General features: G+C 64.5%; 9 protein-coding genes and 1 pseudogene. 2 read left to right on the forward strand and 8 right to left on the reverse strand.

All coding sequences use genetic code 11. The features are described 5' to 3' along the window. Nucleotides 1–59 precede the first annotated feature (59 nt). The 3 genes from IRZ12_RS12465 to IRZ12_RS12475 are packed head-to-tail and all read right to left on the reverse strand — an operon-like array spanning nt 60 to nt 1,760. Nucleotides 60–296 (reverse strand): hypothetical protein, encoded by a 237-nt coding sequence (locus IRZ12_RS12465; RefSeq protein WP_296468881.1) that lies wholly within the window; start codon nt 294–296, stop codon nt 60–62. After that, a complete protein-coding gene (locus IRZ12_RS12470; RefSeq protein ID WP_296468883.1) occupies nt 293–913 on the reverse strand; it encodes a cupin domain-containing protein in 621 nt (206 codons plus the stop codon). Before IRZ12_RS12470 ends, IRZ12_RS12465 begins: the two co-directional genes overlap by 4 nt. Before the next feature lie 16 nt (nt 914–929). Further along, nucleotides 930–1,760 (reverse strand): tripartite tricarboxylate transporter substrate binding protein, encoded by an 831-nt coding sequence (locus IRZ12_RS12475; RefSeq protein ID WP_296468885.1) that lies wholly within the window; start codon nt 1,758–1,760, stop codon nt 930–932. A gap of 20 nt (nt 1,761–1,780) precedes the next feature. Here IRZ12_RS12475 and IRZ12_RS12480 point away from each other — a divergent pair, with 20 nt between their 5' ends. Further along, nucleotides 1,781–2,581: a LysR substrate-binding domain-containing protein gene (locus IRZ12_RS12480; protein WP_296468886.1), complete on the forward strand. Its 801-nt coding sequence runs from the start codon at nt 1,781–1,783 to the stop codon at nt 2,579–2,581. Nucleotides 2,582–2,643: 62 nt separating this feature from the next. Here IRZ12_RS12480 and IRZ12_RS12485 read toward each other — a convergent pair whose 3' ends face one another. Genes IRZ12_RS12485 through hmgA form a run of 3 tightly spaced genes read right to left on the reverse strand, consistent with a single transcriptional unit; the run spans nt 2,644 to nt 6,288 of the window. Beyond that, the gene (locus IRZ12_RS12485; protein WP_296468887.1) at nt 2,644–3,618 is read right to left on the reverse strand and encodes a tripartite tricarboxylate transporter substrate binding protein; all 975 of its coding nucleotides are present in this window, start codon (nt 3,616–3,618) and stop codon (nt 2,644–2,646) included. Between the two features lie 58 nt (nt 3,619–3,676). Then, the gene (fahA, locus tag IRZ12_RS12490) at nt 3,677–4,966 is read right to left on the reverse strand and encodes a fumarylacetoacetase (RefSeq protein ID WP_296468888.1); all 1,290 of its coding nucleotides are present in this window, start codon (nt 4,964–4,966) and stop codon (nt 3,677–3,679) included. After that, nucleotides 4,963–6,288 carry a homogentisate 1,2-dioxygenase gene (gene hmgA, locus IRZ12_RS12495; RefSeq protein WP_296468890.1) on the reverse strand — a complete coding sequence of 442 codons (1,326 nt, stop codon included), beginning with the start codon at nt 6,286–6,288 and terminating at the stop codon, nt 4,963–4,965. The genes fahA and hmgA overlap by 4 nt, the downstream gene beginning before the upstream one ends. Nucleotides 6,289–6,435: 147 nt before the next feature. Between hmgA and IRZ12_RS12500 the strand changes: the two genes are divergently transcribed. Further along, nucleotides 6,436–7,266, forward strand: a complete 831-nt coding sequence (locus tag IRZ12_RS12500; protein ID WP_296468892.1) for an IclR family transcriptional regulator — start codon at nt 6,436–6,438, stop codon at nt 7,264–7,266. Between the two features lie 33 nt (nt 7,267–7,299). Here IRZ12_RS12500 and IRZ12_RS12505 read toward each other — a convergent pair. Then, a pseudogene (locus IRZ12_RS12505) lies at nt 7,300–7,677 on the reverse strand (aminotransferase class I/II-fold pyridoxal phosphate-dependent enzyme); the annotation flags it as partial. A 75-nt stretch (nt 7,678–7,752) separates the two neighbouring features. Next, entirely contained in the window at nt 7,753–9,015 is a 1,263-nt protein-coding gene (locus tag IRZ12_RS12510) for a VWA domain-containing protein (RefSeq protein ID WP_296468894.1), read from the reverse strand. Between the last annotated feature and the right edge of the window lie 221 nt (nt 9,016–9,236).

Here is a 9,236-nt window from a genome sequence, read left to right on the forward strand (position 1 = left end):
CCGCTCGGGGGAATACTTCATGGGAACCTTCTCTCTGCCCCAGGTTGGAGATTCAAACTCTAACATCTGTAGAGGTTCCAACTATTCTGACAGCGGGGGGCATTGACGGCAGCGAAGTACCGGTCTTGCTGCGCGCGGGCCTCGGCGAGCGGTTGGGAGGTGGGGTCGGCTTGGCCGGCCCCCTGGCTCTTGAGCCTGTCCTGGAGTTCCGCCACGACCGGATCGGTTTTCGCCTGGGGCGGCATCGGCGCCGTGCCGTCGAGCCAAGTCCTGGAGGGGGCGTTTTCTTGGTTCATGCTTGGTTCTCTAGCGACTCCGCATTGCGCATGCTGCGCGGCACGAGGGAGAAATCCCAGCCGTTGGCTTCCATGTTGGCCAGGACTTGTTCGCCGTATTTGTCGATGATCTTCTGGCGGATGGACGGCAGGCGGCCGACGTCATCGAAATCTTCCGGCTGGCCCTGAATGATAACCAGCAAGTGGGCATCCTGGTCGGAAATGTTGATGAACTGGCGGGCGACCCGCGGCGGCATGGCAATCATGTCGTACGGCTCGAGTTCCACGCTTTCCTGGCCCTCGTCACCCCAGCGGATGAGCCAGCGCCCGGAGAGTGCCATGAACGTTTCGTGGGTCTTCCAATGGACGTGCAACTCCGGTCCGTCATTCGGCGCGGCGACGGCCAGGCCCACGCGTATCACTCCCTTGTCACCATCGACGATGGCCGGGTTGGGGGAAAGCCGTCCCGGCAGCGAAGCGGGCGCCATCAACACGTAATTGGCCTTGGGATTGAACAGTCGGAGCGCTTCGGCTGGGATGCCGAGGTTGTCGTTCCAGTGCGCAGCACGCGGCTTGAGATTCTTGAAGCGGGCGATGCGGTGCTGCATGTCGGCCAGCGATGGGCATTCGGTTTTCATGGGTTTCCTTGGGTCTTCAGTTTTGAATGTTGATGGCTGCTTCAGTGACGACTTTTTTCCAATCCGCGTAATCGGCCTTGATGAAAGCGCTGAATGCTTCCGGGCCGGAATAAGCGAAATCGATCCCGTTGTCGGCCAGTTTCTGGCGCACCTTGGGCGCCGACAAGCCGCGCTCGATGGCGCCGGCCACTTTGTCGACGATGGCCTTCGGCGTTCCCTTGGGCGCGAGCACGCCATACCAGGTGGTGATGACCATTTCAGGCAAGCCCACCTCGACCGCCGAGGGAACGTCCGGAAGCAGCGGCTGGCGTTCGGGCGTCAATACGAACATGGCCTTGAGCTGCTTTCCTTTGATCAGCGGTACCGAGTTAGGCAGTCCGTTGATCACCATGTCGATCTGTCCGCCAACTGCCGCCGTGACGGCTTGCGAAGCCCCCTGATAGGGAACGTGCAGAATGTCGGTGTTGGTGAGCGCCTTGAATTTTTCGAACGCCAAGTGGTTCGACGAGCCGGCTCCTCCGGACCCGTAGCTGAACTTTCCGGGGTCGCTCGTGATTTGCTTGCGCAAAGCGTTGAAGTCCATCTGCCCGAATTTCTGGGGATTCACGACGAACACGTTGGGAACCTCGGAGACCTTCGCGATCGGGGCGAAATCCGTGAGGGGGTCGAACCGCAGGTTGGAGTTGATCGCCGGCGTGATCGTCAGGGTCGGGGAGGTCAGCAGCAGCGTGTAACCGTCCGGCTGTGAGCGGGCGACGTGTTCCATGGCGATCCGCCCGCCTGCGCCGGACTTGTTCTCGATGACGACGGCTTCGCCCAGTTCGCGCGTCAGAGTTTCGGCTAGCATCTGTCCCACCACGAAGGCAGGTGTTTGGCGACCCCCTGCTGGTCCGCGGCAAGGACGGCATGCTTCCGACCGAAAGGGCGCTCGCGCTCGAACGGGAAGTGAAACGCTTCCTCGATGGCGTGGCCGATTTGCAGGCGCCGCTCGACACGGTCGACCTGGAAGGCCTGCAGCGCGAGATCGTCGTGACCGCGCCCGAGTATCTCGAGCATTTGCTGCTGCCCCACCTGGCGCGCATACTGCGTGACAAGGCCCCGGGCATCACGCTGACCGTCCGTCCCCCAGACCAACGGCGCATCGCCGGGCTGCTCGCGTCCGGAGAAGTGGATTTCCGCCTGGGGTGGGTGCGCGATCCCCAGCACTCGGTTCGCGCGGTGCCTTTGTTCGACGACGAGATCGTGGTGATCGGCGGGCCGGACAATGCGGCGCTGACCGACCCGCTCGCGCTATCGACTTACATGGATCTGCCCCACGCCCGCTTGCAAGGAAACGGAAGAACGACCTCGGGGCGCGTGATCGATGAGTTCGTTCGCCAGCAGGGCGGCGAATTGAACGTGCGCATCCACGTTCAGGGGCTGATGTCCCTGCTCGGGACGCTCATGGTGTCGGACGTCGTTGCCACGGTTCCTCGCCGCATGGCGCTCAGGATCCGGGAGAGTTTTCCCATCCGCATCGTCGCATTTCCGGGCGCCTTGCCTCCAGTCCGGAACTACCTGTATTGGCACGAGCGAACGCAGCGCAGTGCCGTGCACAAGTGGTTCAGGGCATTGGTGGGCGAGGCGGCCGCCCTGGTGGATGCGGGGGCATCGAACCGGGCAGCCTGAGGTCGCGGGCTAGGCGAGCGGCGTGGAGCGCGCCGCTTGCTTGGTGTTGGCGTTTCCGGGACTCAGTCCAGCGTAATCTTCAGGTCCCGGATGAGTTTTTGCCACAGCGCGCTTTCGCGCTTGATGAGCCCTGCATAATCCTGCGGCGTGCTTCCCACGGGTTCGATGCCGAAATCGACCAGCTTGTTATGCACCTCGGGCGTCTTGATGGCGGCCGCGACGTGTTTTTGCAGCTCGGCAATGACGTTCGGCGGCGTGTTGGCCGGCACGACCATGCCTACCTGCGCCGAAGCCTCGACGTCTTGGATGCCGAGTTCGGCAAACGTGGGAACGTCGGGCAATTGAGCTAGGCGGGCTGGATTGGCGACTGCGAGCGGACGGACTTTCCCGCCTTTGATGAAGGCATTGCCGGCTGCGAGGTCCGTCATCATGGCGGGGAGCTGTCCGCCGGCTACGTCGACCAAGGCCGGGGCCGCGCCGCGATAGGCAATGTGAAGCATGCGCATGCCCGTGCGCTCTTTCAGCAGCTCCATGGCGAGGTGGTGGGGGCTACCGGCTCCCGCGGAGGCGTAGCTGTATTTGCCGGGCTGGCTTTTGACCTTGGCGATGAAGTCTTTGGCGTCTTTGAAGTCGGTATTGGGCCCCACGATGAGGATCATCGGGAACTTGCCCATGAGCGTGACGGGCGCGAGGTCACGCGCGGGATCGTAGCTCAGGTTTTTATACAGGGCCGGATTGAATACCAGCGTGCCGTTGTCGGCCGACAGCACGGTGTAGCCGTCGGGCGCGGCGCGTGCGGTTTCGACAGCCCCGATGGCGGTGTTGCCGCCCGGCTTGTTGTCGACCACGACCGGTTGCTTGACGATTTCAGAAAGCCGGGCACCGATGGTACGGGCCAGGAAGTCTGAGCCGCCGCCCACGGCGTACGGCACGATCCATCGAATGGGCTTGGACGGATAGGTCTCCGCCGCGCACGCGATGCCGGCAGAGAAGGCCAGCGCCGTTGCGACCAGGGGCGTCGTCCACGTGTATTTCATGATTGTCTCCTTGGTTGGTCTGCGGGCCGGAACCGACCGGATCCGGCCGGAGAAGGCTTCAGACGGCGATGGGCAGGGCGGGTAATACGACGCCAGAGCATGAACCGAAACCGACTCGGTAGCCTGCGCCCTGGCACCAGCCGGTGAGAGTGACTTCATCGCCGTCTTCGATGAAGGCGCGGGTGGCCCCTCCGATGTCTACCGGTTGTTTGCCGTTGAGCGTCAGTTCCAGCAACGAGCCGTAGGACCCTGGCTCGGGACCGCTGATCGTGCCCGATCCCATCAAGTCGCCCACGCGGGTGTTGCACCCGGAAACGGTGTGATGGGCGAGCTGCTGGGCCATCGTCCAGTACATGTACTTGAAGTTGGTGCGCGCCAGGGTGGCGGGTTGGCCGCCTTGGGGGCGCAGCGAGACCTCGAGGTGAATGTCGAAGGCGTGCGGGCCTTCATGGCGCAGGTAAGGCAGTGGTTCCGGGTCTTGGCGCGGTTGCTGGGTCCGGAAGGGTTCGAGCGCATCGAGGGTGACGACCCAGGGCGAGATCGTCGTCGCGAAGCTTTTCGCGTTGAAAGGCCCGAGCGGGACGTATTCCCAGGCCTGCAGGTCGCGCGCGCTCCAGTCGTTGAGCAGCACCATCCCGAAAATGCGTGACTCGGCTTCAGGGCATGGCACGGGATCGGCAAGGTCGTTGGGCACGCCGACGAAGAAGCCGGTTTCGAGTTCGAAGTCGAGCTTCAGGCACGGCGAGAAAACCGGGCGCTCTTGGTTGGGCAGCTTGATCTGCCCGTTGGGACGACGCACGGGCGTGCCGCTGACGACGACCGATGACGCGCGGCCGTTGTAGCCGATCGGGATTTCAAGCCAGTTGGGCATCAGCGCGTTCTTGGGGTCCCGGAAGAGCGCGCCGACATTGGTCGCGTGCTCCTTGGAGGAATAGAAGTCGGTGTAGCCCGGTATTTCCACCGGCAGCAGCATGGTGGCTTGCGCCTGGGGCACGAGCGCGCGCGACCGCAGTGCGGCATCGTCGCGCAGCGTGGCGGTGCCGGCGGAAAGCAGGTGGCTGACCTGCTTGCGTATGTCGCGCCAGGTTTCGCGGCCGCAAGCCATGAAGGCGTTCAGGCTCGCACTGGAGAACAAGGGCTTGGGCGTGCGCAGCAGGCCGGCCTGCTCGAGGCAGGACAAGTCCAGGACCTGGTCGCCGATGGCTACGCCGACCCGCGGCGGCGCGTCGGCCGTGGGCTTGAAGACCCCATAGGGCAGGTTCTGGATGGGAAAGTGGGTGTCGGCCGTGTTGGCGGATTCGACCCAGCTTTTCAGGGTAGGGTCGACGGTCGGGTCGGAATGGCTCATCGGGTCTCCGGGGAAAAGTTTTTCTTGAGATTCTGCCAGCACTCGTAGTACCGGCTTTGCAATTGGGCACTCTCCAGCGCGTAGCGCGTGGGCTTGATGAGGGTGCGGGTTTCGAACATGAAGGCCATCGTGTCGTCGACCTTGTGCGGTTTACTGGTGTCGGCCCGAGAGGCTTTCTCGAAGGTATCGCCATCCGGCCCGTGGCCCGACATGCAGTTGTGCAGGCTGGCGCCCCCCGGCACGAAGCCTTCCGCCTTGGCGTCGTATGCGCCATGCACCAGGCCCATGAACTCGCTGGCGATATTGCGGTGGTACCAGGGCGGACGGAAGGTGTCTTCGGCCGCCAGCCAGCGGGGCGGGAAAATCACGAAGTCCAGCCAGTCCACGCCCGGGGTGTCGCTTGGCGCATGCAGCACCAGGAAGATGGACGGGTCGGGATGGTCGTAGCTGATCGAACCGATGGTGTTGAAGCGGCGCAGGTCGTATTTGTAGGGCGCATAGTTGCCGTGCCAGGCGACGACGTCCAGCGGCGAATGATCGATTGCGGCGCGCCAGAGCCGGCCGCCGAGCTTCGCGATGAGCTCGAAGCTGCCTTCCCGGTCTTCGTAGCGTGCGCGGGGGGTGAGGAAGTCGCGGGGGTTGGCCAGGCCATTCGAGCCGATGACGCCGAGGTCGGGCAGGCGCAGCAGCGGTCCGAAGTTCTCGCAAATGTAGCCGCGTGCCTCGCCGTCCGGCAGGCTTACCTGGAAACGGCAGCCGCGCGGGACGACGGCGATTTCCTGGGGGGCGAGATCGATGACGCCGAACTCGGTGGCGATGTGCAGCCGCCCTTGCTGCGGAACGATCAGCAGTTCGCCGTCCGCATCGTAGAAGTAGCGATCCTGCATGGGACGGTTGGCCGCGTAAAGGTGGATGGCGCAGCCTTGCATGGCTTCGGCCGATCCGTTGCCGGCCATGGTGATCCAGCCTTCGATGAAATCGGTGGGCGCCTGCGGCATGGGCAAGGGATCCCAGCGCAATTGATTGGGGGGAGTGGCCGGCACCTGCGCAAAATCACCCACCAGGAGGGGACTCTCCATGGGTTCGAAGGGCTGGTGTACGGCAGCGGGCCGGATGCGGTAGAGCCACGAGCGCCGGTTGTGGCTGCGCGGTGCAGTAAATGCCGTGCCGGATATCTGCTCGGTGTACAGCCCGTAGGGTGCGCGCTGCGGGGAGTTGCGCCCCACGGGCAGGGCACCGGGCAGGGCCTCGGTGGCGAATTCGTTACCGAAGCCGGACATGTAGCCGGAATCGACTTCGACGAGGTGAATGGGTGCGTTCATGGCGGTCCAAGAAAAGGAGTAGTGGTTGCCGCTATTACGGAAGAAGTAATTTACTTACGATAAGCGTAAATTTGGTCGGTCTCCACGTCAAGTTATTACGTTGAGCGTGTTAGCATTACGTTAAACGTAATTCCGACCGGGGTAAACATGGCAGCCGGTGACAAGACGGCAGAAACCGCGCCCGAAGGCGCAGCAGAAACCGCCAGTCGGGGTAATGGCGTGCAGGCCCTCGAGACGGGATTGGCCGTCCTGGACGTGTTCGCGGACGCCCTCCGCCCGCTCATGCTCAAGGAAATCGCGCAGGCCGCGAACATGCATCCGGCCAAGGTGCATCGTTATCTCGCCAGCTTCGTCAGGTGCGGATACGTCGAGCAAGATGCCCAAGGACGCTACGCGCTGGGCCGGGCGTCGCTGCGCATAGGCTTGGCCAGCCTCGCGTTGCTCGATGCAGTACGCCTAGTGTCGCCGCTGCTGGACGAGCTCAGCCTATCGCTGGGCGAGACCGTGCTGGCGGCGGTGTGGGGCAACCGCGGCCCCACTGTCGTCCAATGGCGCGATTCGCCGCGCCCGGTGATGGTGAACGTGCGTCCGGGGTCCGTCCTGCCGCTGTTGTCTTCCGCCACGGGCCGGGTATTTGCGGCCTTCATGGAACCCCACCTGACGGCGGGCTTGATCGAAGAGGAGTTGCGCGAACGGGCGGCAGGCGGCGCTTACCCCCAGACCATGCACGAAGTCCAAGCCCTGCTCGATCGCGTAAGGGCCACGCGCGTGGGGTCGGTGGCGGGCGACGTGCTTCCCGGCGTCAACTCGGTGAGTTCGCCAGTGTTCGACTACGACTCGAAGATGGTGTTGGCCGTGACCGCCTTGGGCAATGGCGCACGCTTTGACACGGCTCCAGACGGCCCGATCGCGACGGCGGTCCGGGAAGCGGCCGACGCGCTGTCGGCTCGGTTGGGCTATCGCGGACGGGCCGCGTAGGCGGCCTTCCTGCTATCGGGGGCCGATGGGCCTTCATGCACCCAGCGCACGCGCCAACGTCGTGAAAATTCGTTCGTCGGTGGATTGCGCGACGTTAAAGCGCAGGAAGTCGCCTGCGAGCTGCGATTGGCTGAATGCATTGCCAGGCGCAAGCACCACGCCCTGCCTGAGGCAGAAACGCGCGGCCTCCGCGGCATCGGCGCCTGCGGGGAGCCGGCACCATACGAACATGCCCGCCTCGGGAACCAGCCACGGCGTGATGCCCAGCTTGCCGAGGCGGGCGATGGTTCGCTCGCGGGCCTCGCCCAGCCGCGCGCGCACGGCCTCCATGTGGCGGCGATAGCCGCTGGCGGTCAGCGCGGCGTAGAGGACGTCGGCAGCGAGGCGCCCACCCCCGAAGCTAGTCGCGATCACGTTTTGCGGGGTGAACGCGGCGCGCCGTACCGGCAACTGGGGAAAAGGGCTGCCGGTACGGGCCAAACCCGGTCAGTACTCGACGTCCAGGTTGATTTCGCCGCGGATATCCTCGCCGTCATCGATCACGACGCGCAAGGTCTTCGCCTTGCCGTCCCGCTTGGGCCGGTAGGTCACGATGTACCCGCTGGCGGCCACTTCCGCGATGGGCAGGTCGATCAGGCTGAAGGTGCCGCTGCTCCAGGCATAGTACGCACCGCCCGTGCCGTCCGCGCCTGCGAAGACCTTCATGTCCGTATACAAGCCGGGGGAGGCGACGAACTCGGGCGAGACGACGTGCACGACGGCCTTGCCCTTGAGCTTGGCGATGAGGTCTGCGGCAGCAGGCGGGATCCAGCGTCCGCTGATGTTCGCGCCCCCGTAGGTGACGTCGTTGTGGGCGTACACGTCGGTGATCACGATGATCACGCGCTGGGCGCCCTCGCGCCAGGGCAATTCGTCGAAGGCGTATTGGAGCGCGCCCATGGCATTTTCGGCATTGTCGCCACCACCGAGCGCCTGTTCTTCCGAAATGAATTGCCTGAATTTCGCGAAATCGTCCGTCGGCGCGAATACCTGCCGGTCGATATTGTCGAAGGAGGGTGGCGCCGTGCTGCCAGTGCCGAGTCCGGTCGAGGAGGGCGTGCGGGTATCGAAGGCGTCCCCGAATGTGACGGCCCCCAGGCGCACGTCGAGCCCGCTTTTCTCCAGGAAGTCCGCGAACTCGAGGATGGACGCCTGCACGCTGGCCAAGGCGGAGGACATGCTGCCCGTCGTGTCAAAGACGAACACCACGTCGGCCTTGGCCCGCGCCTCGGATTCCCCGATGCGGACCATGGTATGTCCCTTGACTACGCCGTCCTCGACGATCACGAAGTCGTCGGCTTCGAGGTCGGGCACGCCGGCACGCGTGAGGTTGGCGCGGGCGGCGGCAGACTTGTTCGGGCCGGACCGCATGGACAGCTGGCGGGCGGACAGAATCTTGGACGAGGGGGAGGCGAAACCCGCGATATTGATGTCGAAGAGCCCGCTGTCGTCGTCGCGCGGCGCAATCGTCGCCGCGGCAGTAATGGTCGGGTCGACGATGGGCGCCGGCGGCGTGGCCGTGCTGTCGGCATAGGGACCTGGACCAGGTTGCTCCGTGACAGGGCCACCGCCACCACCAGGGGTACCGCCCGTTCCTCCGCCGGAGCCTCCGCCGGCGCTGCCGGTCGTGCCTCCCCCATCACCGCCACAGCCGGCCAGGAACCCGGCCATTAGCAGGGTCATCAGCCAGCGCTTCGAAAACACTTTCATTGCTTGTTCTCCCTCTCGCGTCCTTTGGGACCGCATTGACAAAGGCCGCATCGAGGGCGGCCTGCACAAAGCCGCTCTCGATACGGCAGAGCGCGGAGCGACGCCTGGTTAGCGCGTCGCTCGGGGGAAATGGTAGGTGGGCGCGGCGCATTGATAAATACGCCTAAAGCCATGTGTCGACGGCCTAGGCCAAATGGCCAGGGGGGGCGGCGGGGCGAGGC

It is taken from the genome of Pigmentiphaga sp. (genome assembly GCF_019689535.1).
Classification (GTDB): Bacteria; Pseudomonadota; Gammaproteobacteria; order Burkholderiales; family Burkholderiaceae_B; genus Pigmentiphaga.